The 25092-nt window shown below is 63.1% G+C and carries 23 protein-coding genes and 1 pseudogene; 16 read left to right on the forward strand and 8 right to left on the reverse strand.

Features of this window, described 5'->3' with window-relative positions:
- The first annotated feature begins 495 nt into the window (after positions 1-495).
- Together F6X42_RS01090 and F6X42_RS01095 are read left to right on the forward strand one after the other, a co-directional pair.
- Complete coding sequence (locus F6X42_RS01090) at positions 496-939, forward strand: lytic transglycosylase domain-containing protein (protein ID WP_187632430.1); 444 nt, start codon at positions 496-498, stop codon at positions 937-939.
- Between the two features lie 166 nt (positions 940-1105).
- A complete protein-coding gene (locus F6X42_RS01095) occupies positions 1106-2395 on the forward strand; it encodes a GTP-binding protein (RefSeq protein ID WP_187632431.1) in 1290 nt (429 codons plus the stop codon).
- Positions 2396-2492: 97 nt separating this feature from the next.
- Here the strand turns inward: F6X42_RS01095 and F6X42_RS01100 are convergent, their stop codons facing one another.
- Together F6X42_RS01100 and F6X42_RS01105 are read right to left on the reverse strand one after the other, a co-directional pair.
- Positions 2493-2771, reverse strand: a complete 279-nt coding sequence (locus F6X42_RS01100; RefSeq protein ID WP_187632432.1) for an HU family DNA-binding protein — start codon at positions 2769-2771, stop codon at positions 2493-2495.
- A gap of 18 nt (positions 2772-2789) precedes the next feature.
- Entirely contained in the window at positions 2790-2987 is a 198-nt protein-coding gene (locus F6X42_RS01105) for a hypothetical protein (RefSeq protein WP_187632433.1), read from the reverse strand.
- Between the two features lie 229 nt (positions 2988-3216).
- Here F6X42_RS01105 and mnmC point away from each other — a divergent pair, with 229 nt between their 5' ends.
- From mnmC to F6X42_RS01140, 7 genes are all read left to right on the forward strand, one after another.
- A complete protein-coding gene (gene mnmC / locus F6X42_RS01110) occupies positions 3217-5184 on the forward strand; it encodes a bifunctional tRNA (5-methylaminomethyl-2-thiouridine)(34)-methyltransferase MnmC2/FAD-dependent 5-carboxymethylaminomethyl-2-thiouridine(34) oxidoreductase MnmC1 (protein ID WP_187632434.1) in 1968 nt (655 codons plus the stop codon).
- Positions 5185-6158: 974 nt separating this feature from the next.
- The gene (locus tag F6X42_RS01115) at positions 6159-7364 is read left to right on the forward strand and encodes a cation:proton antiporter (protein WP_187632435.1); all 1206 of its coding nucleotides are present in this window, start codon (positions 6159-6161) and stop codon (positions 7362-7364) included.
- An 87-nt stretch (positions 7365-7451) separates the two neighbouring features.
- A complete protein-coding gene (locus tag F6X42_RS01120; protein WP_187632436.1) occupies positions 7452-8567 on the forward strand; it encodes a YbdK family carboxylate-amine ligase in 1116 nt (371 codons plus the stop codon).
- 568 nt (positions 8568-9135) lie between these two features.
- A complete protein-coding gene (locus tag F6X42_RS01125; RefSeq protein WP_187632437.1) occupies positions 9136-9774 on the forward strand; it encodes a MarR family winged helix-turn-helix transcriptional regulator in 639 nt (212 codons plus the stop codon).
- 144 nt (positions 9775-9918) lie between these two features.
- On the forward strand, positions 9919-10632 hold the full coding sequence (locus tag F6X42_RS01130; RefSeq protein WP_187632438.1) for a glutamine amidotransferase: 714 nt from the start codon (positions 9919-9921) through the stop codon (positions 10630-10632).
- A 109-nt stretch (positions 10633-10741) separates the two neighbouring features.
- A complete protein-coding gene (locus tag F6X42_RS01135) occupies positions 10742-11854 on the forward strand; it encodes an NADH:flavin oxidoreductase/NADH oxidase (RefSeq protein WP_187632439.1) in 1113 nt (370 codons plus the stop codon).
- A gap of 212 nt (positions 11855-12066) precedes the next feature.
- A complete protein-coding gene (locus F6X42_RS01140) occupies positions 12067-12600 on the forward strand; it encodes an SET domain-containing protein (protein ID WP_187632440.1) in 534 nt (177 codons plus the stop codon).
- A gap of 95 nt (positions 12601-12695) precedes the next feature.
- On the opposite strand, the gene F6X42_RS01145 is transcribed toward F6X42_RS01140, so the two are convergent.
- Together F6X42_RS01145 and F6X42_RS01150 are read right to left on the reverse strand one after the other, a co-directional pair.
- Complete coding sequence (locus tag F6X42_RS01145) at positions 12696-14204, reverse strand: sensor histidine kinase (RefSeq protein ID WP_187632441.1); 1509 nt, start codon at positions 14202-14204, stop codon at positions 12696-12698.
- Positions 14205-14371: 167 nt separating this feature from the next.
- On the reverse strand, positions 14372-15058 hold the full coding sequence (locus F6X42_RS01150; RefSeq protein WP_013090980.1) for a response regulator: 687 nt from the start codon (positions 15056-15058) through the stop codon (positions 14372-14374).
- A 149-nt stretch (positions 15059-15207) separates the two neighbouring features.
- Here F6X42_RS01150 and F6X42_RS01155 point away from each other — a divergent pair, with 149 nt between their 5' ends.
- Positions 15208-15432 (forward strand): DUF3717 domain-containing protein, encoded by a 225-nt coding sequence (locus F6X42_RS01155; protein ID WP_187632442.1) that lies wholly within the window; start codon positions 15208-15210, stop codon positions 15430-15432.
- A 102-nt stretch (positions 15433-15534) separates the two neighbouring features.
- On the opposite strand, the gene F6X42_RS01160 is transcribed toward F6X42_RS01155, so the two are convergent.
- Positions 15535-15861: a 4a-hydroxytetrahydrobiopterin dehydratase gene (locus F6X42_RS01160; RefSeq protein WP_187632650.1), complete on the reverse strand. Its 327-nt coding sequence runs from the start codon at positions 15859-15861 to the stop codon at positions 15535-15537.
- Between the two features lie 84 nt (positions 15862-15945).
- A pseudogene (locus F6X42_RS01165) lies at positions 15946-16075 on the reverse strand (phenylalanine 4-monooxygenase); the annotation flags it as partial.
- 99 nt (positions 16076-16174) lie between these two features.
- On the opposite strand from F6X42_RS01165, the gene F6X42_RS01170 reads away from it, so the two are divergent.
- Positions 16175-16666 carry an Lrp/AsnC family transcriptional regulator gene (locus tag F6X42_RS01170; protein WP_187632443.1) on the forward strand — a complete coding sequence of 164 codons (492 nt, stop codon included), beginning with the start codon at positions 16175-16177 and terminating at the stop codon, positions 16664-16666.
- 86 nt (positions 16667-16752) lie between these two features.
- On the opposite strand, the gene F6X42_RS01175 is transcribed toward F6X42_RS01170, so the two are convergent.
- Together F6X42_RS01175 and F6X42_RS01180 are read right to left on the reverse strand one after the other, a co-directional pair.
- Positions 16753-17289 carry a class IV adenylate cyclase gene (locus tag F6X42_RS01175; RefSeq protein ID WP_187632444.1) on the reverse strand — a complete coding sequence of 179 codons (537 nt, stop codon included), beginning with the start codon at positions 17287-17289 and terminating at the stop codon, positions 16753-16755.
- A 167-nt stretch (positions 17290-17456) separates the two neighbouring features.
- The gene (locus tag F6X42_RS01180) at positions 17457-18356 is read right to left on the reverse strand and encodes a LysR family transcriptional regulator (RefSeq protein ID WP_187632445.1); all 900 of its coding nucleotides are present in this window, start codon (positions 18354-18356) and stop codon (positions 17457-17459) included.
- Positions 18357-18502: 146 nt separating this feature from the next.
- Between F6X42_RS01180 and F6X42_RS01185 the strand changes: the two genes are divergently transcribed.
- The 5 genes from F6X42_RS01185 to F6X42_RS01205 all read left to right on the forward strand — a co-directional run bounded on the left by F6X42_RS01185 (position 18503) and on the right by F6X42_RS01205 (position 24957).
- On the forward strand, positions 18503-20056 hold the full coding sequence (locus tag F6X42_RS01185) for a CoA-acylating methylmalonate-semialdehyde dehydrogenase (protein WP_246529906.1): 1554 nt from the start codon (positions 18503-18505) through the stop codon (positions 20054-20056).
- A gap of 84 nt (positions 20057-20140) precedes the next feature.
- Positions 20141-21856, forward strand: coding sequence for a GMC family oxidoreductase (locus tag F6X42_RS01190; protein WP_187632446.1), 1716 nt, complete (start codon positions 20141-20143; stop codon positions 21854-21856).
- Positions 21857-22145: 289 nt separating this feature from the next.
- Positions 22146-22925 (forward strand): ABC transporter ATP-binding protein, encoded by a 780-nt coding sequence (locus tag F6X42_RS01195; protein WP_018418872.1) that lies wholly within the window; start codon positions 22146-22148, stop codon positions 22923-22925.
- Entirely contained in the window at positions 22922-23680 is a 759-nt protein-coding gene (locus F6X42_RS01200; protein ID WP_187632447.1) for an ABC transporter ATP-binding protein, read from the forward strand. Before F6X42_RS01195 ends, F6X42_RS01200 begins: the two co-directional genes overlap by 4 nt.
- 62 nt (positions 23681-23742) lie before the next feature.
- Positions 23743-24957, forward strand: coding sequence for an ABC transporter substrate-binding protein (locus F6X42_RS01205; protein WP_187632448.1), 1215 nt, complete (start codon positions 23743-23745; stop codon positions 24955-24957).
- Positions 24958-25092: the final 135 nt, after the last annotated feature.

Consider the following 25092-nt stretch of genomic DNA (forward strand, 5'->3'; position numbering starts at 1 on the left):
TTTCTTCTCATGGAATGTGATATCGATGCCGGCAGCCGCTGCCACCGACGGTCATGCGATGCGGACCTGGCAGCAAGCCACCGCCCGGTCGGTCTGCATGCCGGCCCTAAAAGCGATTGTCGCTTCGAGCTGCTGCGTCCCGACGTCCGAAAAAAACGAACAGTAACAGCTTTTCATGTCGGATTTGAAACAAAACAAGGGGCCCCATCCGAATCCCTTAAGGAATCGCTGAGTTGTCATCCAATTGAAAGCTAACCAGCACCATACGCGCACGCTATTACCCGGCTTTGGTGCGGTCTTATGTCGGTTAGCCAACTTGACGAAGGTCGGACTGCCGGTATGATACGAGCCGTTCGACTCACAGAAATGTGTTTGCTGACGCGGGTTTTCCCCGATACTCGACAAACGCCCGGCCAGCTTGCCGTTGCGGCCGAAACGCGGTTGTCAAACCCCCTTACCGATTCTTACTTCGGGTTTATTCAGTCGTCTTGACCGATGAAACGTCCGCTCGTCACCGTCGCCGCCACGCTCGCGCTGCTCGCCGCAGCCGGCTCCGCGCGCGCCGACTGCTTCGACGAGGCGGCGAAGTACCAGAAGGTCAATCCGCTGATTTTACGGGCGATCGCCTGGCAGGAGTCGCACAACCGGCCGGGTGCGCAGCACAAGAACGCGAACGGCTCGATCGACTACGGCGTGATGCAGATCAATTCGGTGCATTTGCCAGTGCTCGCGCAGTACGGAATCTCACAAGGCACGCTGATGGAGCCGTGCAAGAACGTTTATATCGCGGCCTGGCATCTGCGCCGCCAGATGAACAAGTACGGCAATACCTGGCAGGCGGTCGGCGCATACCACTCGGAGACGCCGGCGTTGCGGGACAAATACGCGCAACAGATCGCGGCGATTCTACGCAGCTGGAAGTTGATGCCTGCGCAGTAGGCCGCAGTGGCTATTTGCAGCGCTGTCGCTCGCGCGGGCCGCGCCCGTTTTGATGCACAATGCGGCTTCATGCTGCCGCCGCGCCGTCTATGCGCCGTCGCACCGCCGCCGACCCTATGGCCCCGCGCCCGGCACGTCTTCCAATCTTCCCGTATTCCGTACCGCGATGAACCAGCCGCTATTGCCCATCACCGTGCTCTCCGGTTTTCTGGGCGCCGGCAAGACCACACTCCTGAATCACATCCTCGCGAATCGCACCGGTTTGCGCGTCGCGGTGATCGTCAACGATCTCGCCGCCGTCAATATCGACCCGACGCTCGTGCGCAAGGTGGCCGAGCCGTCGCATGTCGATGATCAGGTCGTCGAACTCACGAACGGCTGCATCTGCTGCACTCAGCAGGACGACCTGCTGAATGGAATCCGTCGTCTCGCCGGCGAAAAGCGCTTCGACGCGCTCGTGATCGAATCGACCGGCGTCGCCGAGCCGATGTCCATTGCCGAGACCCTCACGTTCGTCGACGACAACGAAGGCGGATCGATCGCGGACGTCGCGCGGCTCGATACGATGGTCACGATCGTCGATGCGTCCAACTTTCTGCGCGACTACGCGTCGGCCGACGCGCTCGCCGAACGCGGCATCGCGCTCGACGAAGACGATGACCGCACGATCGTCGAATTGCTGATCGAGCAGATCGAGTTTTGTGACCTGCTCGTCGTGAACAAGATGGATCTGGTCAGCGCCGACGCGCTCGCGCGTTTGCAGCGCGTCCTCGCGCGCCTGAACCCGCGCGCGGTGCAGCTCGTGAGCCGCTTCGCCGACGTCCCGCTCGACCAGGTGCTGAACAGCGGACGCTTCGATTTCGACGAAACGTCGAACGCGCCGGGCTGGCTCGCGGCGCTCGAACACACGCATCAGGACCAGCACGGCAGTCATCACGGCCACGTGCACCACACCGAAGCCGACGAATACGGCGTCGGCCATTTCGTCTATCGCGCACGCCGGCCGTTTCATCCGCAGCGGCTGTGGGAGCTGCTGCATCAGGAGTGGAAGGGCGTACTGCGTAGCAAGGGATTCTTCTGGCTCGCGACGCGCAACGATGTCGGCGGCTCGCTATCGCAGGCCGGCGGCGCTTGCCGGCACGGTCCGGCGGGCATGTGGTGGGCCGCGCAGGTTCGCAGCGAATGGCCCGAAGGCGACGACGAACTGGCCACCGAAATCGCCGCCGACTGGTACGGCGCGCCGGACGATATGAGCATCGGCGATCGTCGTCAGGAGTTCGTGCTGATCGGTTTCGACCTCGACCCCGCCATCTGGCGCGCGAAGTTCGACGCCTGCCTGCTCACCGACGACGAATACGCGCTCGGGCCGCAAGGCTGGCAGCAGTTCCCCGATCCGTTCCCGGCGTGGGAGTTCGATGAACACGATCACGATGAGAACGCGCATCGTCACGACTGAACGAAGCACGCGCCGGGTTTGAATCACACGCACGGACGAAAAAAAACCCGCCGTAGGCGGGTTTCTCGCGGGTGTCAACTGCCCGGCAGTAATCTGCTTAGCGCTTGTTGACCGAGTCCTTGAACGCCTTGCCTGCCGTGAACTTGACGGTCTTGGCAGCCGGAATCTTGATAGATTCGCCGGTCTTCGGATTGCGACCCGTACGCGCTGCGCGCTTGCCCGAACCAAAACTGCCGAAGCCGATCAACTGGACCGCCTCACCCTTCGACACAGACTTCTTGATGACTTCAAGCAACGTGTCCAGCGTTTCACCGGTTTGAGCCTTGCTGGCGCCCGTCTGTCCTGCGACAGCGTCGATCAGTTCCTGTTTGTTCATTAAGGTTCCTTTCTGAGTTTAGGTTGATACGAACAGCGCGACCGCGCCGATTATATGTGCGCGCACCGCGCCGTCGAGCAGCTGCGGCCCCGATCCTGAAGATCTCTCGCGCCGGACAAAACACCGTTCGGCGGCCGTGCTGCCGCTCCCTTCGCGGCGCTTGCTATGATAGCGCAGCGCAAACCCAATCAGGATAAGGGTTTCGAGGAATTGCACGGTTTTCGGGCCGTTCTTGCAAGGAAATCGAATTTTGCCCCTCAGCACCCCCTAAACGAGGGCTGAAACCCAGTCCTGGCGGGGATTAGCGTTGGTTTTTGCCAACGCAGCAAAGCGTCTAAAAGCGTCCTGAAAGGTTTTTTACCGCGACTCGCGCGCTGCGCGCGCCGACTCGGACCATCGAACCCGCTCTTTCGAGCGACCTTTTGAGCGTGTTTTTCCGTCGCGCATGACCGATCCGCTAATCCCCGCCGTCCTCGCTTTCCGCGACAACGGCAGCCCCTTTTCGCCGCTCTACGACGACATCTATCACAGCGCCGTCGGCGCGCTCGAGCAGGCTCACTACGTCTTTCTGCGCGGCAACGAATTGCCCGAACGATGGCAGAGCCGTCGCACGTTCACCGTGCTCGAAACCGGTTTTGGCATCGGCATCAACTTTCTCGTTACGTGGGCTGCGTGGCGCGCCGATCCAGCACGCTGCGAGCGGCTGCATTTCGTGTCGACCGAGAAGCATCCGTTTAGCGCCGCCGATCTGCGCCGCGTCCACACGGCAACGATCTCCGATCCGCTGATCGCCGAGCTCGCGCAAACGCTCGCGAACGCATGGCCGATGCTCGTGCCCGGTACGCACCGGCTCGAATTCGAAGACGGCCGCGTCGTGCTGACGCTGGTCTTCGCCGATGCGCTCGACAGCCTGCCCGCGTTGCGGCTGCGTGCCGACGCGTTCTATCTGGATGGCTTTGCGCCCGCCAAAAATCCCGAGCTGTGGAGCCCGGCGATCTTCAAGGCGCTCGCGCGCGTCGCCGGCGATGGCGCGACCTTCTCCACCTATAGCAGCGCGGGCGATGTCAAACGCGCGTTGACGCAATGCGGCTTCGAGTATCGCAAGGTCGACGGCTTCGGCTGGAAACGCGCGATGCTGGTCGGCCGCTTCGCGCCGCGCTGGCGTGTGCGCCGTTATGAGCCGCCCGCGCCGTTCGCGCACGACGAGCGGCACGCGGTCGTGGTCGGCGCGGGACTGGCCGGCTGCGCGGTGATCGAGCGGCTTGCGGCGCGCGGCTGGCGCGTGACTTCGCTCGAGCGGCATGCGTCGGTTGCACGGGATGCGTCCGGCAATCCAGCGGGCGTATTCCACCCGATGATTTCGCGCGACGACAGCGTCGCGTCGCGCGTCACGCGGGCGGGCTTCCTATACGCGCTGAATCGTTGGGTCGCGCTCGAACGGACAGGGCACCGACTCACGCGCGGCGATCGCGGCCTGCTCCAGATCGCCGCGGACGACGACGAGGCAAGCGCAATCGGCGAGGCTATCGCCACGTTCCGCTATCCGTCCGACTATGTGACGCCGGTCTGCGCGTCCGATGCCGCGCAACTCGCCGGCATGCCGCTCGCGCGGGGCGGCTGGTTCTTTCCGCGCGGCGGCTGGATCGATCCGGCCTCGCTATGCGCGGCGCAATTCGCCTCGGCAGGCGGCTTGCTCGAACGACGCTTCGGCGTCGACGTCGCGCGGCTCGAACGTTCCGGCGATCAGTGGACCGTGTTCGATATCACGGGCAAGGTAGTCGCGCGGGCGCCAGTCGTGATCGTCGCGGGCGCGCATGAAGCGGCGCGCATCGCTGGCTTGCATCATGCGCCGACACGCAGCATTCGCGGTCAGTTGAGCTTGCTGCCGGCAGGTACCGTCGCACCGCTCGCGTTGCCGGTGATCGGCGAGGGCTACGCTGTGCCGCTCGGGAACGGCGTCACGCTGACGGGCGCGACCTATGAACTCGACGACCTCGACACGTCGCTGCGTGCGGACGGACATCGCGAGAATATCGAGCGCGTCGCGCGGATGCTGCCGTCATTCGCAAGCGCGCGCGATGTCACGCCGCTGAGCTCGCTCCCCGGCCGCGTCGCGTTTCGCTGCGTGACCACGGACCGCATGCCGATGATCGGCCAGCTCGCCGACGAAGCCGAGGCCACGCGCCATGCCGCACGCCTGCGTGGCGCATGGCCGCTCGACCTGCCGCGCGTCGACGGTCTGTACGGCGCATTCGCCTATGGTTCTCGCGGGCTGGTGTGGGCCGCGCTCGGCGCTGAGTTGATCGCCTCGCAGATCGAAGGCGAGCCGTGGCCGCTCGAACGCGATCTCGCCGAAGACATCGACCCCGCGCGTTTTCTGCTGCGTTCGCTGCGGCAGGGGACGATCGGTTAACCGGCTTCGACTATTTCGAAGTTAGCCGCTGCGCCCGGCACGTGAGCGCCGTCCGCCCGGTAAACCACGTTAACCGCCGCGCCGGTTTATCCACCGCAACTTGTGGATAACCGCCCAGTTAACCGGCGCAAGTCGTGTGGAACCGTTGTGGACGTAAACGGGGTAACTGGAATGTCTCGAAAAAGTGCGAAAAGTTGCTCGCGTATACCGGCCGCCACCGCACACGCTGTGCGTCCGGTTATGCGGTCCGCAAATGGATGATTTGTTTCGGTAAACGTCGGTTATCCACAGAAACCGAGGCACCTTGTTAACTGTTACTACGTATACATACAGTAAACCAGTAAACAGCAAAGCCGAGGGCTAACGCCCCGCCTATCGCGTTAAGTAAATTCAGTTCGAGTTCGCGTAAACGGATCTCTCGATACGCCGGCGCTAACGGGAAGAACGCCGGAAAGCAGACGAAACCGCACATCGAAATCACACACAGGCGGTCGCCCTAGCGGTCGGATTCACCGTTCGCGACGTCGTCGAAACTGAAGTGATGACCCCAAAAAAGGTCGCTTTTTCCGTTCGCCCTAGAAATAACGTACTTTTTTACCGTTTTGCCTGCGAGTTAACGTCTTTTCCGTCAACGCGGAACAAGCTATGGCACAATCCCCGTTCTTTTCCGCGTCGTGCCACCGCATCTGGCGGCACGCGCAGCAATGGAACGGTGCCGGTCAATCGGAATCTGATTCGAAGTCGACAGCGTTCCTTCACCGTGCCTGTTGCTACAGCCGCATCCCGTGAATGTGCCGGACTCCGTGCGGTTTTTTGCTGCCGCGGCGCATTCCGATCATCCGATCATTGAAACCTCGCAACGCTGACTTCGCGAAGCGCTTGCGACAACGAGCGCTCCCGGTTCGCTCGTGCCACGGCGTGCGTGTGCGCCGGTTCGTGTCGTCTGCCGTTGCTGCCAAGGAGAACCCATTACGATGAATTCGGCGTTTTCGTTTCTGCCAGCGTGGCCGCTTTCACCCGACGCCATTTTCTGGGCGGGTCTTGCATTGCTTGCCGCCGGTCTGTGCGGCGAGCTTTGCTATCGCGCGTGGCGTTTGCCGCGCATTTCCGGCTATGCGGTGATCGGACTCGTGGCCGGCGCGGCAGGGTTTGGCGTGATCGATGCCGATTCCGCGAGCGCCGCCCGGCCGCTGCTCGACGTCGCGCTCGGCCTGTTGCTGTTCGAACTCGGCAGCCGGCTCGATCTGCGCTGGATCCGACGTAATCCGTGGCTAATCCTATCGAGCGTCGCCGAAGCCACGCTGACTTTCGTGCTGGTGCTGCCCGTGTTGTTGTTTTTGCACGTGCCGCTGATGGTCGCGACCGTACTCGCCGCGATTGCGATGGCGACATCGCCCGCGATGGTGATCCAGCTCAAAACCGAACTGCGCGCCGAAGGCCAGGTCACGCAGCGTCTTCTGACCTTGACCGCGCTGAACAGCATGTACGCGGTCGTGATCGAAAAGCTCGTGTCGAGCTGGCTACATCAGGAGTTTTACGGCAACGTGTTCGCGACGATCGTGCAGCCGTTGTACCTGCTGGTCGGCTCGCTCGTGCTCGCGTATCTGCTCGCGCGCACCTGCACATTCTTCTATCGGCGCCTGAACATGCACGACGAGCATTCGTTCGTGGCACTGTTCGGTCTGGTGCTGCTTGCGATCGCGATCGCGCATCTGTTCAAGCTGTCGACGATTCTCGCGCTACTCGCCGCGGGCATCATCGTGAAGAATCACGAAGCGCGTCCGCAGCTGTGGCCGCAGCATTTCGGCACCGCGGGCTGGCTGCTGACGGTGATCCTGTTCGTGCTGACGCTGACGTCGTTCGAGTGGAAGCACATCGCGTTGGGCGGAGTCGCGGCGCTGGGTCTGATCGTTGCTCGCCTCGTCGCGAAGCTGGTCGGGGTGCTTGCATTCGCGAAGCCGAGCGGTCTGAACTGGAAGCAGGGCGTCGCGCTCGGCCTGTCGTTGTCGCCGATGTCCGCGCTCGCGTACCTGCTCGTCGACGACACGTACAACCTGTATCCGAATTTCGATCCGCAACTGCGCGCGATCGTCATGTGTTCGATTTTCGCGCTGCAGATTCTCGGGCCGTGGCTCGTTTATCGCAGCCTCGCGCTCGTCGCCGAGCGGCGCGAGGCGTAAGCGCGGAACGCGCGTTGGCTGCGACGCGCGTTTTGCGAACCGTCTTTTCAATACCTTCGCCTCAAACGACCTGACTCAGGGGACGCCATGTCACTCGAACCCTTCATCGATTCGAAACCGTTCACGTTCGGTATCGAGCTCGAAATGCAGATCGTCAATACGCACGACTATGATCTGACCAAAGCCGGCACGGATTTGCTGCGCCTCATCAAGGACGAAAAGATCCCGGGCAACATCACGCCGGAAATCACCGAAAGCATGATCGAGCTGTCGACCGGCATCTGCACGTCGCACGAACAGGCGGTCGCCGATCTGCGCAAGATTCGTGACACGCTGGTGTCCGCAGCCGATCACCTGAACGTCGGCCTGTGCGGCGGCGGCACCCATGCTTTCCAGCAATGGAGCGAGCGGCAGATCGTCGATACGCCGCGCTTTCAGTATCTTTCCGAGCTGTACGGCTATCTCGCGAAGCAGTTCACCGTGTTCGGCCAGCACGTGCACATTGGTTGCCCGAATCCGAACAGCGCGCTCTATCTGCTGCATTCGATGTCGCGCTTCATTCCGCATTTCATTGCGCTGTCCGCGTCGTCGCCTTTCGTACAGGGCGTCGATACCGGATTCCATTCGGCACGACTGAATTCCGTGTTCGCGTTTCCGCTGTCGGGCCGCGCGCCGTTCGTGCTGACGTGGGACAGCTTCGAGGAGTACTTCTCGAAGATGGTCCACACGGGCGTGGTCAACAGCATGAAGGATTTCTACTGGGATATCCGCCCGAAGCCGGGGTTCGGCACGATCGAGGTCCGTGTGATGGATACGCCGTTTTCGGTGGATCGCGCCGCGGCGATCGCCTGCTACATCCAGACGCTGGCGCGTCATCTGCTGCTCGACAAGCCGATCATGCCGAAGGAAGACGACTATCTGGTCTACACGTTCAACCGTTTCGAAGCCTGCCGCTTCGGGCTCGGCGGCACCTGCATCAATCCGCAAACCGGTGAGCGCAAGACGATTTCCGAAGATATTCTCGAAACGCTCGAACAGATCGGACCGCATGCGAAAGCACTCGGTTCGGTCAACGCGCTGGCCGAAGTCGGCGCGATCGCGCGCGGCCAGGTCAATGACGCGACGTGGCTGCGCAGCGTGTTTGCGCAGGAAAAGTCCTTGCATGAAGCGGTACGCCAGCAGTGTCTGCAGTGGCGTGCCTAGTCGCAAAGGCACCATAAAACCCGTTCGCGTGCGCTGCGCACGCGACCTTCCGACGAAACCCGCCGCGTGCGGGTATTTTTTCGTAAGAAAATTTTTATGATTTTTCGCGCGCGCAACCCTTCAGGTTTCTCGAAAGTTTACGTATACCAGCGTAGTAGTCGTAAGCTGGCATTGCTAATGGCTGTGGACAACTGAATAATTTCTTGCAAAGTCAATGCGCTGGGGAAATGATAACTGGCTCGCAAACAGGCCCCGGCCATGCGCGGCAAGCACAACCGAGGAAACGTTCAACACGCTGCAAGTGCTTGTTGCAAAACGGTACACAGGCTGTGCAAACGTTTTCCCCTGCTTATCCACAGCTCGCGTCGGATCGGTTAGCTGTACGATTTGCCGCTCTCGCATAGAATGTCGTTTTCGCCGCCTTCAGCCACCACAGCGGTATATTTTTGAGATAGTACAAACGGCTTCATCCGCGGTTAGACGAAGCTACCCCACACACGCAACGGGCGTATCCCGGCAGTCAGCCGCCGGCATCGCACCAAAGCAGTAAATGAACGAATCGAAGATTATGAGCGAAGGCGTATACGGAGAACAGGCAACCGGGCGAGTGACTCACAGCCTCTTGCGATTGAGCACGGCGATGCGAAGCCAGGCTTGGGAATGGGCGGAAGGCGCGGGCCTTACGCCGACCCAGGGTGAAATCCTCGTGCTGTTGATGCAACGCAAGGGGCCGATGCGGCTCGGCGAAATCGCGCGTGAAACGGCGCTGACCGCCGCGACCACCAGCGATGCGGTCAGCACGCTCGAGACCAAGGGCCTCGTCGAAAAGCGTCGCGCACTCGACGACGGTCGTGCGCTCGCGGTACGCCTGACCGCGCGTGGCCGCACCGCTGCCAAACGCGCCGTGCAATGGCCGGACTTCCTGTCGAAGGCGGTCGGCACCCTTCGCGACGACGAACAGGCAGTGTTCTATCGCACGCTGCTCAAGACCATTTACCAGCTCGAAGCGCAAAACACGATCCCGTCGCATCGCATGTGCCTGAACTGCACGCATTTCCAGCCGAGCAAAAATCCGAAGAAGACGCCGCATCACTGCGCGCTGCTTGACCTGAACATGGCGGACACCGATCTGCGTCTCGATTGCTCCGTGCACGAAACCGCGGATGTCGCCACCCAGAAGAAGACCTGGAAGATCTTCGTCCAGTAACGCGGCGTCTTCCGGGGCAATCCGCTAACATGGCCTGGCCGGCTTAGGCGGGCGGTATGTGCCGCCTGCTTGCCGGCGGGTGCCGTGCAGCGGGTAGAGTCGTTGGCGGCGCGTCGTTAGTTAACCTGAAGATAGGGCAGGCCGATGAATCGGGAAGTACTCGCCATCCGCCATGTGCACTTCGAGGATCTGGGCAGTCTCGAGCTCGTGCTCGGCGAGCGCGGGCGTCCGGTCCGTTATCTCGATGTGGGCATCGCCCGTATCGAGGCACCTGATCCGGTTGGCGCGTCGCTGATGGTCGTGCTCGGCGGCCCCATCAGCGCCACCGACGACGCGCTGTACCCCACGCTCACGCCGCTGCTGTCGTTGATCGAAAAACGCATCGCGGCCGGCTTGCCGACGCTCGGCATCTGCCTTGGCGCACAGCTGATCGCGCGAGCGCTCGGCGCGCGCGTCTATTCCGCGGCTCAGGCCGAACTCGGCTGGACGCCGCTCACGCTGACCGATGCCGGCCGCGCCTCGCCGCTGCGTCATCTCGATGTCGCTCATACGTCGATGCTGCATTGGCACGGTGATACCTTCGATTTGCCCGCCAACGCGACCCGTCTTGCGTCAACCCCGGCTTGCCAGAATCAGGCCTTCGCATGGGGCGATCACGTGCTAGGGTTGCAGTGTCATCCCGAGATCCGCACCGATCGGTTCGAGCCCTGGCTGATCGGGAATGCGAACGAACTGGCCGGCCACGGCATCGACGCGCGTCGGTTGCGCGCGGACACCGCTCGATTCGGTCCCGCGCTCGAAGCCGCCGCGTGCCGCATGTTCGGCGAATGGCTCGATCAGGTTCAGCCGAGAGCCTGAATGGCTAGCCCAATGGCGGCGTAAGCGGCCAACCGGGTGCCACGTTCATGCAGCAAACCGCGTGCAGTGCTATGCTCGATCGCTCTCGGGCTTTCACTGGGCGTAATCCATGAGCGCGCTGTTCTCTCCGCTCACGCTGCGTAGCGTGACGCTTCCCAATCGTATCGTCGTGTCCCCGATGTGCCAGTACTCCGCCGAACGCGGCGAAGCGACCGCATGGCACATGATTCACCTTGGCAGTCTCGCACTGTCCGGCGCGGGCATGCTATGCATCGAGGCGACCGCCGTCGAGCCGGACGGGCGTATCACGCCTGGCGATCTCGGCTTGTGGGACGACGCGACCGAAGAGGCGCTCGTGCCGGTGCTGGCCGCAATCCGCAAGCATTCGCATGTCAACGTGACGATGCAACTGGCACACGCGGGCCGCAAGGCATCGAGCCAGGTACCGTGGGAAGGCGGCCAGCTGATTCCGGTGTCGCAACGCGGGTGGTTGCCGCACGCGCCGTCGGCGCTGCCGCACAAGCCGGGGGAGGAGCCGCCGCTCGCACTCGATGTCGCCGGCCTGAACCGGATTCGCGAGGCGTTCGCCGCATCCGCGCGTCGCGCCGCGCGTCTCGGCATCAATGCACTTGAAGTGCATGCCGCGCATGGCTATCTGCTGCATCAGTTCCTGTCGCCGATCGCGAATCAGCGGCCCGACGACTACGGCGGCTCACGCGAAAACCGCATGCGTTTCCCACTCGAAATCTTCGACATCGTGCGGGCCGCATTCCCCGCTGATAAACCGGTCGGCGTGCGCGTGTCGGCGACGGACTGGGTCGAAGGCGGCTGGACGCTCGAAGACACGATCGCATTTGCGCACGAGCTGGAAAAGCGCGGCTGCGACTGGATCGACGTGTCGTCGGGCGGTGTATCGCCGTTGCAGAAAATCCCGCTCGAGCCGGGCTACCAGATTCCGTTTGCGAAAGCGGTCAAGCACGCAACCGGGCTGACGACGATCGGCGTCGGGCTCATCACCGATCCGCTGCACGCGGAGCAGTTGATCGAGGCGGGCGATGCCGATCTGATCGCGCTGGCTCGCGCGCTGCTCTATAACCCGCGCTGGCCGTGGCATGCCGCCGCTCAACTCGGGGCAACCGTCGAAGCGCCGGCGCAGTACTGGCGTTCGCAACCGCGCGAGCAGAAAGCGCTGTTCGGCGACATTACGTTCGGTCAACGGTGACGCCCGTCGCACGTTGAACAAACGCATCGGCCGACGGTTGAAGGAAGCCGTCCACACCGTGTAGGATGCCGGTTGTGGCGCGATACGCGTCGCAAGTCGACGCGGCGCTCGCAGGGCGCCGCGTTTGCTATTCGCGTTAGAAAAAGCCGCGCGCAAGACGCGCCAGACGATTGCCAGACTTCATTCCCCAGTTCTTCACAAGGATTCATTCAATGAATTCACGCAGGATCGCCGTGCGCCGTTCGGGTGTGCACGGCAAAGGCGTGTTTGCTCTCGAACCGATCGCGGCGGGCGAACGGCTGATCGAATACAAGGGCGAGCGGATTACCTGGAAAGAAGCATTGCGCCGTCATCCGCATAATCCGGCTGAACCGAATCACACGTTTTATTTCGCGCTGGATAACGGCAAGGTCATCGACGGCAAGGTGAACGGCAATAGCGCGCGCTGGATCAACCATTCATGCGCGCCGAACTGCGAAGCCGAGGAAATCGACGGGCATGTTTACGTGCACGCGCTGCGCGATATCGCGGAGGGCGAGGAAGTCTTTTACGACTACGGGCTCGTGATCGACGCGCGTCAGACGAAGAAGCTGAAAAAGGAATACGAATGCCGCTGCGGCGCGCGCAAGTGCCGCGGCACGATGCTGGCGCCGCCGCAGAAGGGCAAGGGCGGCGGCAAGTCGGGCAAAGGCGCCGGCAAGGCGGAAAAGTCGAGCAAGTCGGCGAAGAAATCGAAGAAGAATTAGAAATGAGGCGCGGCCCGGCGCGCCGCGTTAGCTGTCTGCGCTGATCGAAGCGCCCTGTCGAGCGCGGCCGCGGCAGCCGGCAAGCGTTCACATCCCTACAAATCGACCGGCGCCGAGTGCGCCGGTTTTTTCGTGGCGCGCCGCGCGTTGGCATCGCTGGCAACGCCCGCGGACGCGCCGGGCGGCAGCAACGGAATCCGCACGATAAAGCGTGCGCCGCCCTCCGGCGCATCCTCGTAATGCACGCTGCCGTGATGCAGCACCATGATGTCGTGGACGATCGCGAGGCCCAGACCCGCGCCGCTGTCGACGCCCGCCTCGGCCTGCCCGTCGCCGCGGAAGAATCGCTTGAACAGATCCGCCTGCTGCGAACCCGGCACGCCCGGCCCGTTGTCTTCTACGACGATCTCGGCCATGCGCAGGTCGTCGATCAGGGTCTGGGAGACCGTCACCGTGATACGGCCGCCGTCGGCGCGCGAGGGCGGCACATACTTCAGCGCGTTATCGAGCAGATTGGCGATCACTTCATGCAGCAGCACCGGGTTGCCGCGCGCCATCAGCGGGTCATCGTTCGACGGATCGTCGAGCCGCTGGAAGCCGAGATCGACGTGTACGCGAAGCGCGCGCGGCACCCATTCGGCGCCGGTGTCGAACGCGAGCGCGGCCATGTCGACATTGACGAAGCGGGCCGCCTGTTCGCCCGGCTCGGCGCGCGCGAGCGACAGCAATTGATTCGACAGCCGCACGGCACGATCGGCCGCGGCGCGCAGTTCGCGCACGGCGGCGAGCGTCTGCTGCGGATCGCGCGCGACGACCGCCTGCTCCGCATGCAGCTTCACGGCGGTGAGCGGCGTGCGCAGCTGATGCGCGGCATCGGCGATGAATTTACGTTGCGCATCGAGGGCGGCCTTCAGGCGACCGAGCAGCGCGTTGAGCGCGCCCGTCAGCGGACGGATTTCGACCGGCACATAGGTTTCGTCGACGGGTTCGAGCGACGTGTGCGTCTGCCGGTTCAGCGAATCGGCGAGCGCGGTCAGCGGATTGAGCTGCTGATTGACGACGCGCCACACGATCACCCAGCCGGCCAGCAGCAACAGCAATAGCGGCATCATGATCGCGACGAGGAACTCGGCGGCGATGCGGAAGCGGTGATGCACGGGCTGGCCGACTTCGACGACGATCGGATTGCCGCTCGGCTGTTCGACCCGCACCTGCGCGACCCGCACGGTCACGCCCTCGTGCTGCGTCTCGAACACGTACGCATAATGCATGCGGCGCACGTTGGTGCCTTGCAGCGGCAGATTGTTGTCGCCGGCGATTTCGGTATCGCCGGTGCTGATCCGGTAGACCAGATGTTCGACCGGATCGGAGAACATCGCCTGCGCGAGCGGCGGCACCGTGATCGGCGCTTCCGGGCCGGCGATCTGGATCTGTTTGGAGATCGCGGTCGCGAGGTCCGCGAGCGAACGGTCGACCACGTGCTGCGTGTACTGCCAGGCGAGCCAGTAAGCGATCAGGCCGCTCATCAGCGCGAGCAGCGACAGGGGAGCAGCGAGGCGCCGCAGCAGCGTGCGGCGCAGACTATTGGCGGCCGGCTGGTGCATGATCGTACGCGCGGGAAAATGGCAACTGCGGTGGCAACTGCGGTGGCAACGGCGCGAAGCGCGTTGAGATAGTCCGGATGCCGGCACAACGCGCGGCGGGCGCAGCCGATGCGCGGTGCCGGTCCGGCGTCGTCAGGCCGCAACGTAACCCGCGGCCTTCACGACGATCATGCGGCCTGGCGGATTTCCTGCAACAGGTAGCCAAAGCCACGCACGGTGACGATTTCGACACGGCAGTTCTCGAGCTTCTTGCGCACGCGGTGCACGTAGACTTCGATCGCGGTATCGCCGAGATCGCCGCCGAAGTGCGTCAGGTGATCCTGCAGTTGCGCCTTGCTGACGACGCGGCCGTGACGCAGCAGCAGCATTTCGAGCACCGCGAATTCACGCGGCGACAGTTCGAGCGGTTTGTCGTCGTTGAAGATGCGGCGGTCAACGCCGGACAGCCGCACGCCACCCAGCGACACTTCCGGGCGCGGCATGTCGCCGTGGGGGCCACTGCGGCGCATCACGGCGCGAATGCGCGCTTCGAGCTCGGCCGGTTCGAACGGCTTCAGCATGTAGTCGTCGGCGCCCGAGTTCAGGCCTTGCACGCGGTCGTTCAGTTCGTCGCGCGCGGTCAGGATGATCACCGGCGTATGGCGGTTGCTCTGACGGAAACGCGACAGCAGCGTCATGCCGTCGATGCCCGGCAGACCCAGATCGAGGATCACGAGTTCGTGGCGGTTTTGCGTGAGGGCCTGCTCGGCAAAGATGCCGTCATGGACCATGTCGACGGTGAAGCCGGCTTGTTCGAGACTGCTTTGGATGCCGCGTGCGATGGGGCGGTCATCTTCGATCAGAAGGAGTCGCATGGATTTCGCTCAAGTACAATGGGTTTAGGCGTTTGGGCAAGCGGTTCGCCGGGGCGCCTGCTGCACAGACGGCGTGCGAAGCGGCGGCAAACGCGCCACGAAGCCGCTGTCGAGCCGCCTCGAAGCGCCCTGCTAGCCATCACGAAGTCATGTCCGAGATCAGCATTCACGAACTGGAAGCCGCGATCAACTTCTGGCGCGCCCGCTCACCTTCGAGCGGCGACGAACTCGTTCTGTGCAAGGAGGCAAGCGCGCTCTCCAAGCCGTATGCGCTGCTGATTGTACAGCGTCAGCAGTCGCTACCACTCGATCGTTTGGACCCGATTGCAAAGCAGGCCTGGGAAGCTTACGTTCAACTTAATAATAGCCTGTAGAACTGAAGGTTTGCCCAGGAAATTGCCTGCATTGCCCTTTCATTGCGGCCCAATTACGCGGCAAGTTGTGTAGAAACACGCATAAAACCGGTAATTCTTGTACTACACAGTAATACTGTCGATGAATGTGGCAAGCGCGATATCGCGTTCGGTCACGCCGTTCGCCTCATGGGTCGACAGCGTGATGTCGACCTTGTTGTACACGTTGAACCACTCTGGATGGTGATCCATCTCCTGCGCCTTGATCGCGACGCGCGTCATAAAGCCGAACGCCTCGTTGAAGTCGGCGAATTCGAAGGTGCGGCGAATCGCGTCACGCTCCGCCACGCTTTCCCAGCGATTCAGTTTCGCCAGTTGCTGGGGCCGTTCGTCGGCAGTCAGTTTCTGAATCATGGTGTTACCTCGCTGGTCGAACGCGTTCGCCGGCAGGCGGACGCATCCGTTATTTTTTCACGGTTGCGCAATCCTCGCCGCCCGTTGGGCCGGGTCGGCTTGCGGCGGCCTTCCCGCGATGTACCCATAGAGCCGCGCGAGCAGCGGCAGGGGCGCCCGCGCCATCGGCGGCGAGCGCGGCGCGGCCGTACGCGTGCATGTAGTCGACGAACACCGGCTGAATCAGCAGCGGCACATGGCCGAACAGATCGCGCGGAGGACGGGCGGGAAGGGCGCAAACACCGCTCGAATATGCCACATGCGTGCAATAATCGTGCATTGTTTGGCCAATCTATGCGGGAAATAAACGATGCTTGAACTCGATCACTTCGATCTCGCGCTGCTCGACGTGCTGCAGCGCTTTGGCCGCGCCACGCATCAGCAGTTGGCCGAGCAGGTGCCGCTGTCGCCGTCGCAGATCGGGCGGCGCTTGCAGCGGCTCGAACAGGTCGGGGTGGTCGATGGCTATCGCGTCGTGCTTCGGCCCGAAAAGCTCGGGCTCGGCGTCACTGCTTTCACAAGCCTGAAGCTGAAACATCACGGCGATTCGATCATCGAGCAGTTTCAGCAGCAAATCGACATGCTGCCCGAAGTGCTCGAATGCCATGCGGTCGTCGGCGATGCCGACTATCTGCTGCGCATCGTCGCGCCGGATCTGAACTACCTGTCGGGCTTCGTGATGAAGAAGCTGATGCGCGTGCCGGGCGTCGATAGCGTGCGCTCGAACATCGTGCTGGCCACGTTCAAGCGCAATGGGCCGTTGCCACTGGGGCATCTGACGCCGGGCGCGGTGGCGGGTTGAGGGTTTGAGGCGATTGCCGGCGATGCCGACTGGCGGGAAACGGAAGCCGCGCATGTCGTGCCGCGGCGCCTGTGGTGACGCGATCTTTACGCCGCCTGCTTCGGCTTGTCTTCGGCATTCAGCAGATCGACATAGGCGACCGGCACCAGATCCGCCTCCGGGACGCCGAGGCTTTTGAACATCGCATGTGCTTCGGCGTGGCCGCCTTCTTCGTCGTCGTCCTGCGCGAGTACCACTTCGAGTTCGACGAAATCGCCGAGACCGTCGACGCGATCCAGATGAATCCGCGTGCGCCCGCTCAGATACACGTGCCGCTCCTTCGAGACGATGCCGCGCGTGGTCAGCGCGGTCGCGAGCAGCGCATGCATCGCTTCGGGATTCGTGACCGGACTGCGCGTGTAGTACGACGCCTTCGGGCCGTCGCGGTCGTCGCGCTGGTAGAAGATCAGTTCGGCCGGCGTGCCGTCGTCGAATTGGCGCAGCTTCAGGCGGCCGCGCGGCACGTCGTAGAAAAAGTCCTGCTGGCGGAAGATCAGCGGCGCGTCCGTCGCGAGCTGCGCGGCGCGCTCGCGCAGTTGCTCGAAATGCTGGGCGCGGGCTTTGATTTCGATGTTGCGTGCCATATCAGGCTCCTGTGATGGGCTAAGTGAACGGAAAGCGCCGCGAGGCCGCTGTGTGGGCGCAAACCGACAATCTAGCAAAATCTTCGTGACAGCCCGGTTTTAGCACTGGCAAGTGAAGGGTGGGCATTAGCGCGGCTCATATCGCAACCGAGGCGGATCCTCCTCGCTCAGATCGCCCACTGCTGTTCGATCAGCTTCAATGCGGCCGCGATCACCGGCTCGTCCTTACGCTCGTCGAGCGTGATGAAGCTCAGCTGCGTCGGCACCGTAATGCCGTCGACGATCGTCAGCGCGTGCGCGTGCGCCTCGGCGATCGCAGTCGCGTCGCGCGCGAGCGTAAGACCGACGCCCGACTTGACGAGATCGAGCATCGACGGCTCCTGATCCACCTCGGCTACCTTGACGGGCTTCACACCCGCCTCGCCAAAACAGCGCGACAGCAGGCGGTTGTGCGCGGACGCCGGCGGCGTCCAGATCCACGGCAGCGCCGCGAGCGAGCGCCAGTCGCGCGCATTCTTCACGCGATCTTTCCAGCCCGCCGGTGCAAGCACGCGGTACTGGAAATGCGTCAGCGTGACCGCGTGAAAGGTGACGCCGTCGCGCGTGTCGTCGTCGGACGGCAGGCCAATGTAATAGCCGACGTCGAGTTCGCCCGCGCGAATCTGTTCGCGCACCCATCCCGACATGCCGTGACGCAGGGCGGTTTCGATTTGCGGCCAGGTTTCGACGAGCTGCTTCAGGAAACCGCCGAGGCGCAAAAACGCCGGGTCGAGAATCGTGCCGATGCGCAGACGCCCGCGCATTTCCTGGCACAGCGATTGCGCCGCGCGTTGTACGTCGGCAGCCGCGCCGAGCGCGCGTTCGGCGTGCGGCAGCAGCGCCTGGCCGTCGCGCGTGAGCGCAAGCCCGTGCGAACCGCGGGTGAACAACGTCACGCCGAGCGTCTCCTGCAAGTGCTTGATTTGCAAGCTGACGGCAGGTTGGGTCAGATGCAGTTGCACCGCGGCGCGCGTGAGGTTGCCCTCGCGTGCGACGGTGACGAATGCCCTAAGCAGAGTCAGATCCATACCTTGATATTAGCGCGGCTTATAGGGCAGTTGAGCATTTCTCATTGGATTTGTCGCCTCGGGGCGCCGTACGCTTGGCGTTCAGCACGCCTGGGTGCGTGGCATCGAGGCGCAAGGCGGAAGATTTCACAGCAAAGGGGAACGAGATGAGCGAGACATATCACGACGCAACCGCGCAGGGCGACGCAGCACGCAGCGCGGCGAGCGCACGCGCATTGAGCCATTTCATCAACGGCAAGACCGTCGAAGGCACGAGTGGGCGTTTCGGCGACGTCTTCAATCCGGCGCTCGGCAGTGTCAGCACGCGCGTGCCGTTTGCGAGCGTCGCCGAGGTGGACGCCGCGGTCGCCGCCGCCAAAGCCGCGTTTCCAGCATGGAGCGAAACCGCGCCGATCAAACGCGCGCGCGTGCTGTTCAAGTTCAAGGAATTGCTCGACCGTCACCACGACGAACTCGCGGAACTGATCACGCGCGAGCACGGCAAAGTGTTCTCCGACGCGAAGGGCGAGGTGATGCGCGGCATCGAGGTCGTCGAATTCGCGTGCGGCATCCCGAATCTGCTGAAGACCGATTTCACCGATCAGATCGGCGGCGGCATCGACAACTGGAATCTGCGGCAGCCGCTCGGCGTGGTCGCGGGCATCACGCCGTTCAATTTTCCGATGATGGTGCCGAGCTGGATGTTCCCCGTCGCACTCGCGTGCGGCAACACCTTCGTGCTGAAGCCGTCCGAACGTGATCCGTCCGCGTCGAACCGGCTCGCCGAATTGCTGAAGGAGGCGGGCCTGCCGGACGGCGTGTTCAACGTCGTGCACGGCGACAAGGTCGCGGTCGATGCGCTGCTCGTGCATCCGGAGGTGAGCGCGCTGTCGTTCGTCGGCTCGACGCCGATCGCCGAATACATCTACACCGAAGGCACAAGGCACGGCAAGCGCGTGCAGGCATTGGGCGGTGCCAAGAATCACCTCGTCGTGATGCCCGACGCCGATCTCGACCAGGCCGTCGACGCGCTGATCGGCGCCGCCTACGGCTCGGCCGGCGAGCGCTGCATGGCGATTTCGGTGGCGGTCGCGGTGGGACATATCGCCGATGAGCTGATCGAGCGTCTGGCGCCGCGCGTGAAGAGCCTGAAGATCCTCAACGGCATGGAAGCGGCCGCCGAGATGGGGCCGCTCGTCACAGGCGCGCATCGCGACAAGGTGCTCGGCTATATCGACGCTGGCGTCGCCGCGGGCGCGAAGCTCGTCGTCGATGGGCGCGGTCATCAGGTCGCAGGGCACGAGAACGGCTTTTTCCTCGGCGGTACGCTGTTCGACGACGTGTCACCCGACATGAAGATCTACCGCGAGGAGATTTTCGGGCCGGTGCTGTGCGTCGTGCGCGTGCCCGATTTTGCAACTGCGGTCGAGCTGATCAACGCGAATCAGTTGGCGAACGGCGTGTCGTTGTTCACGTCCGACGGCGGCATCGCGCGCGCGTTTTCGCGGCAGATCGAGATCGGCATGGTCGGCATCAACGTGCCGATTCCGGTGCCGATGGCCTGGCATTCGTTCGGCGGCTGGAAGAAGTCGCTGTTCGGCGATCATCATGCGTACGGCGAGGAAGGCGTGCGGTTCTACACGCGCTATAAGAGCATCATGCAGCGTTGGCCCGACAGCATCGCGAAGGGTGCCGAATTCACGATGCCGGTCGCCAAATAGCGTGGGGCTTTGCGCGACATCAAGTCGGCACGCGCGCCAGCAAAAAAACAAAAGCGCGCCGCAAAATGATCAGGAGACTGAACGATGAGTCATAGCGACAGTACGTCCCGCGCCGCACCGCGGCTCGAAGGCGAGTTCGACTACATCATTGTCGGCGCGGGCACCGCGGGCTGCGTGCTGGCGAACCGGCTCACCGAAGATCCCGACATCCAGGTGCTGCTGCTCGAAGCCGGCGGCAAGGACGACTATCACTGGATTCACGTGCCGGTCGGCTACCTCTACTGCATTGGCAACCCGCGCACGGACTGGCTGTACCGGACCCAGGCCGAGCCGGGTTTGAACGGCCGCGCGCTGTCGTATCCGCGTGGGCGCGTGCTCGGCGGCAGTTCGTCGATCAACGGCATGATCTATATGCGCGGCCAGCGCGAAGACTACGACGAATGGGCGCGCGTGACGAACGACAGCACGTGGTCATGGAACGCGGTGCTGCCGGTCTTCAAGCGCAGCGAAGATCATCACGGCGGCGCCAACGAAGCGCACGGCGCGGGCGGACCATGGCGGGTCGAAAAGCAGCGCCTCAAATGGAAGATTCTCGAAGAGTTCGCGCAAGCCGCGCAGCAAACCGGCATTCCCGCCACCGACGATTTCAATCGCGGCGACAACACCGGCGTCGGCTACTTCGACGTCAATCAGAAGCACGGCATTCGCTGGAACGCGTCGAAGGCTTTTTTGCGGCCCGCGTTGAAGCGCGCGAATCTCACGGTCATCACCGGTGCCCACACGCAGCGCATCGTATTCGATGGCCGTCGCTGCACGGGTGTCGAATATCGGGGCGGCGACGTCGACTATCTCGCCAAAGCGCGATGCGAAGTGATCCTTTCCGCGGGCGCGGTCAACTCGCCGCAACTGCTCGAATTGTCCGGGCTCGGCGATGGTGTGCGTCTGCGGAATCTCGGCATCGAGGTCGTTCGGGATCTGCGCGGCGTCGGCGAAAACCTGCAGGACCATCTGCAATTGCGCATGGCGTATCAGGTGCAAGGCGTGCGCACGCTGAACACGATGTCCGCGCACTGGTGGGGCAAGCTGATGATCGGCATGCAGTACGCGTTGTTTCAGAGCGGACCGATGTCGATGGCGCCGTCGCAACTCGGCGCGTTCGCGAAGTCCGACGCCGACGATCACTCGCTGTCGCGACCCGACCTCGAGTATCACGTGCAGCCTTTGTCGCTCGATCGCTTCGGCGAACCGCTGCATCGCTTCAATGCGTTCACGGCTTCTGTGTGTCATTTGCGCCCCACATCGCGCGGCAGCATTCATATAGCGTCGGCCGACGCTTGTGCACCACCGTTGATCGCGCCGAATTATCTGTCGACCGGGTACGACCGCCACGTAGCCGCGAACGCGCTACGTGTCACGCGTCGCATCGTCGCGGCGCCCGCGCTCGCGCGCTATCAGCCGCGCGAGATTCTGCCAGGTCTCCAATATCAGAGTGAAGAAGAATTGCAGCAGGCCGCGGGCGCGGTCGGCACGACGATCTTCCATCCGGTCGGCACCTGTCGCATGGGTACGAACGACGATCCCGCCGCGGTCGTCGACAACCGGCTACGGGTTCTCGGAGTCGAGGGCTTACGTGTCGTCGATGCTTCGGTGATGCCCAACATCACCTCGGGCAATACCAATTCGCCGACGTTGATGATCGCCGAGCGCGCGAGCGACATGATCCGCGAGGATCGTCGCGCGCGCGTGAGCGGCAGCATGGCCGCGCATACCGGTGTCGACGCGTCGATGTCAGCTGTGTGACATCACTGGGTGAGCGCATCGGTCAGGTTTTCCGCCGCGTACGTGAAACGTGTGAACCGCGCGTCATATACGCACGGCGCGGGCCTCGTTCCCTAAGTGCAAATCCCAATGATTGCGCTGCATCATTGGCGCGACAATGGCAGCCATGCTGCGTGCCACGCCATGGATAACCGTACGGATTGGTGCAGCACGCCAAGGAGCGGCAAGGGGTGCCGCAAACATAACAAGTCGCGCAGAGTTTCGCGCGGAAAGGTCGTAATGCTTCGCCTTACTCCGTATGGAAGGGAACATGATTCTCGGCGATACGATTCTCGAAACGCGGGGCCTCACCCGTGAGTTCAAAGGCTTTGTCGCCGTGAACGGCGTGAACCTGCGCGTGCGCCGTGGCTCGATCCATGCGCTGATCGGCCCCAATGGAGCGGGCAAGACCACCTGCTTCAACCTGCTCACCAAATTTCTCGAGCCCACCGCGGGCCAGATCGTTTTCAACGGTGTCGATATCACCGGCGAACGTCCCGCGCAGATCGCGCGGCGCGGCATCATCCGTTCGTTCCAGATTTCCGCGGTATTTCCGCATCTGACGGCATTGCAGAACGTGCGCATCGGGTTGCAGCGCTCACTCGGCACCGCATTTCACTTCTGGAAGAGCGAGCGTACGTTGCGGCGTCTGAACGATCGCGCGATGGATCTGCTGACCCAGGTCGGCCTGACCGATTTCGCGGATGTATTGACCGTCGAGCTTGCATACGGCCGCAAGCGCGCGCTCGAAATCGCGACCACGCTCGCGATGGAACCCGAACTGATGTTGCTCGACGAGCCGACGCAAGGCATGGGTCATGAGGACGTCGATCGCGTGACCGCGCTGATCAAAAAAGTATCGGCGGGCCGCACGATTCTGATGGTCGAGCACAACATGAACGTGATCGCCGGTATCTCCGACACGATCACCGTACTGCAACGGGGTGAAGTGCTCGCCGAGGGCAGCTACGCGGAAGTGTCGAAGAATCCGCTCGTGATGCAAGCCTACATGGGCAGCGCCGACGCGGCGCTCGCCGGAGCCCACGCATGAATACGACGGTCGAGCGCGAAGGCCTCGAAGCGAACCAAACGAAAAGCGGCGCACCCGCGCTGGAAATCGCGGGACTGCAAGCCTGGTACGGGGAATCCCACATTCTGCACGGCGTCGATCTGTCGGTCGGCCGCGGCGAAGTCGTGACGCTGCTCGGCCGTAACGGCGCGGGCCGCACCACGACGCTGCGCGCGATCATGGGCCTCACGGGTCGCCGTACCGGCTCGATCCGTATCGACGGACGCGAAACGATCGGCCTGCCCACGCATCGCATCGCGCATTGCGGCATTGGCTACTGCCCGGAAGAGCGCGGCATTTTTTCGAGCCTGTCGTGCGAGGAAAATCTGTTGCTGCCGCCGCCCGTCGGCGACAAGGCGCACATGATGTCGCTCGAGGAAATCTACGCGATGTTCCCGAATCTGCAGGAGCGGCGCATGAGTCAGGGCACGCGGCTCTCAGGCGGCGAACAGCAAATGCTCGCGGTCGCGCGGATTCTGCGTACCGGCGCGAATCTGCTGCTGCTCGACGAAATCTCGGAAGGGCTCGCGCCCGTGATCGTGCAGGCGCTTGCGCGCATGATCGTTACGCTGAGGGCGCGCGGCTACACGATCGTGATGGTCGAGCAGAACTTCCGCTTCGCCGCGCCGCTCGCGGATCGTTTCTATGTGATGGAGCACGGCATGATCGTCGAGCATTTCGGGGCCAGCGAGCTCGAAGGCAAGATGCCGGTGCTGCACGATTTACTGGGCGTATAGACACGGACATACTCGCGCCCGACTGCCTCTGATAACCACAAGCGAAGAACCAGGAGACACGCATGAAAAGGAACCCACTCGCGCGGCTTGCCTCACTCTGTTTCGCGGTCGCCGCTGGCACCGCACTGACGCTGGGTAGCGCGCAAGCGGCCGACGATGCCGTGAAGATCGGCTTCATTACGGATATGTCGGGGCTGTACGCGGATATCGACGGGCAGGGCGGTCTTGAAGCGATCCGGATGGCGGTCGCCGACTTCGGTGGCAAGGTCAACGGCAAACCGATCACGGTGCTGTACGCGGATCACCAGAACAAGGCGGACATCGCGGCATCGCGCGCTCGCGAGTGGTTCGACCGAGACGGCGTGGACATGGTGATCGGCGGCACGAACTCGGCGACCGCGCTGTCGACTAACACCGTCGCGGGCGAGAAGCACAAGGTCTATATCAGCGTCGGCGCCGGCGCCGATACGTTGACTAACGAGCAATGCACGCCGTACACGATCCACTACGCATACGACACGACCGCGCTCGCGAACGGCACGGGCTCGGCCGTGACGAAGCAGGGCGGCAAGACTTGGTACTTCCTGACGGCAGACTACGCATTCGGCAAGGCGCTCGAAAAAGCGACCTCGGATGTCGTGAAGGCGAACGGCGGCCAGGTGCTGGGCGCGGTGCGTCATCCGCTGTCGGCGTCGGACTTCTCGTCGTTCCTGCTGCAGGCGCAGGCGTCGAAGGCACAGATCCTCGGCCTCGCGAACGCGGGCGGCGACACGATCAACGCGATCAAGGCCGCGAAGGAATTCGGCATCACCAAGACGATGAAGCTCGCCGCGCTGCTGATGTTCATCAACGACGTGCACAGCCTCGGTCTCGAAACGACGCAAGGTCTCGTGTTGACCGACAGCTGGTACTGGAACAAGGACGCCGACACGCGTAAGTGGTCGCAGCGCTACTTCGACAAGATGAAGAAGATGCCGTCGAGCCTGCAGGCTGCCGACTACTCGGCGGCGATGAACTATCTGAAGGCGGTGCAGGCGGTGGGCTCGACCGATCCGGACAAGGTGATGGCGCAGTTGCACAAGACGAAGATCGACGACTTCTACGCGAAGGGCTACATCCGTCAGGACGGCAGCATGATCCACGACATGTACCTGATGCAGGTGAAGACGCCGGCCGAATCGAAGGAGCCGTGGGATTACTACAAGATCACTGCGACGATTCCGGGCGATCAGGTCTTCACGACCAAGGCGCAGACCCGCTGCGCGCTGTGGAAGTAAGCGCGGGCGCAGTGAGCGGTCGAGGACCGCGCAGACCTGAGAGAACCGCCGGCGCTGCAGGGGCACGCGCTGGCGGATGACCGTTTCAGATGCCGCACGCGATGGGCAGCGTCGCCGCTTGTCGCGTGCCGGCCC

The organism is Paraburkholderia podalyriae, assembly GCF_014397785.1.
In the GTDB taxonomy this organism is placed as follows: domain Bacteria; phylum Pseudomonadota; class Gammaproteobacteria; order Burkholderiales; family Burkholderiaceae; genus Paraburkholderia; species Paraburkholderia podalyriae.

What these genes read in the sequence shown, in the direction of transcription:
- F6X42_RS01135 (WP_187632439.1), top strand. Translation starts at nt 10,742, where the DNA reads ATGAGCGCGCTGTTCTCTCCGCTCACGCTGCGTAGCGTGACGCTTCCC.
- F6X42_RS01140 (WP_187632440.1), top strand. Translation starts at nt 12,067, where the DNA reads ATGAATTCACGCAGGATCGCCGTGCGCCGTTCGGGTGTGCACGGCAAA.
- F6X42_RS01180 (WP_187632445.1), bottom strand. Translation starts at nt 18,356, where the DNA reads ATGGATCTGACTCTGCTTAGGGCATTCGTCACCGTCGCACGCGAGGGC.
- F6X42_RS01130 (WP_187632438.1), top strand. Translation starts at nt 9,919, where the DNA reads ATGAATCGGGAAGTACTCGCCATCCGCCATGTGCACTTCGAGGATCTG.
- F6X42_RS01090 (WP_187632430.1), top strand. Translation starts at nt 496, where the DNA reads ATGAAACGTCCGCTCGTCACCGTCGCCGCCACGCTCGCGCTGCTCGCC.
- F6X42_RS01125 (WP_187632437.1), top strand. Translation starts at nt 9,136, where the DNA reads ATGAGCGAAGGCGTATACGGAGAACAGGCAACCGGGCGAGTGACTCAC.
- F6X42_RS01195 (WP_018418872.1), top strand. Translation starts at nt 22,146, where the DNA reads ATGATTCTCGGCGATACGATTCTCGAAACGCGGGGCCTCACCCGTGAG.
- F6X42_RS01175 (WP_187632444.1), bottom strand. Translation starts at nt 17,289, where the DNA reads ATGGCACGCAACATCGAAATCAAAGCCCGCGCCCAGCATTTCGAGCAA.
- F6X42_RS01155 (WP_187632442.1), top strand. Translation starts at nt 15,208, where the DNA reads ATGTCCGAGATCAGCATTCACGAACTGGAAGCCGCGATCAACTTCTGG.
- F6X42_RS01095 (WP_187632431.1), top strand. Translation starts at nt 1,106, where the DNA reads ATGAACCAGCCGCTATTGCCCATCACCGTGCTCTCCGGTTTTCTGGGC.
- mnmC (WP_187632434.1), top strand. Translation starts at nt 3,217, where the DNA reads ATGACCGATCCGCTAATCCCCGCCGTCCTCGCTTTCCGCGACAACGGC.
- F6X42_RS01100 (WP_187632432.1), bottom strand. Translation starts at nt 2,771, where the DNA reads ATGAACAAACAGGAACTGATCGACGCTGTCGCAGGACAGACGGGCGCC.
- F6X42_RS01190 (WP_187632446.1), top strand. Translation starts at nt 20,141, where the DNA reads ATGAGTCATAGCGACAGTACGTCCCGCGCCGCACCGCGGCTCGAAGGC.
- F6X42_RS01205 (WP_187632448.1), top strand. Translation starts at nt 23,743, where the DNA reads ATGAAAAGGAACCCACTCGCGCGGCTTGCCTCACTCTGTTTCGCGGTC.
- F6X42_RS01185 (WP_246529906.1), top strand. Translation starts at nt 18,503, where the DNA reads ATGAGCGAGACATATCACGACGCAACCGCGCAGGGCGACGCAGCACGC.
- F6X42_RS01150 (WP_013090980.1), bottom strand. Translation starts at nt 15,058, where the DNA reads ATGCGACTCCTTCTGATCGAAGATGACCGCCCCATCGCACGCGGCATC.
- F6X42_RS01145 (WP_187632441.1), bottom strand. Translation starts at nt 14,204, where the DNA reads ATGCACCAGCCGGCCGCCAATAGTCTGCGCCGCACGCTGCTGCGGCGC.
- F6X42_RS01120 (WP_187632436.1), top strand. Translation starts at nt 7,452, where the DNA reads ATGTCACTCGAACCCTTCATCGATTCGAAACCGTTCACGTTCGGTATC.
- F6X42_RS01200 (WP_187632447.1), top strand. Translation starts at nt 22,922, where the DNA reads ATGAATACGACGGTCGAGCGCGAAGGCCTCGAAGCGAACCAAACGAAA.
- F6X42_RS01170 (WP_187632443.1), top strand. Translation starts at nt 16,175, where the DNA reads ATGCTTGAACTCGATCACTTCGATCTCGCGCTGCTCGACGTGCTGCAG.
- F6X42_RS01115 (WP_187632435.1), top strand. Translation starts at nt 6,159, where the DNA reads ATGAATTCGGCGTTTTCGTTTCTGCCAGCGTGGCCGCTTTCACCCGAC.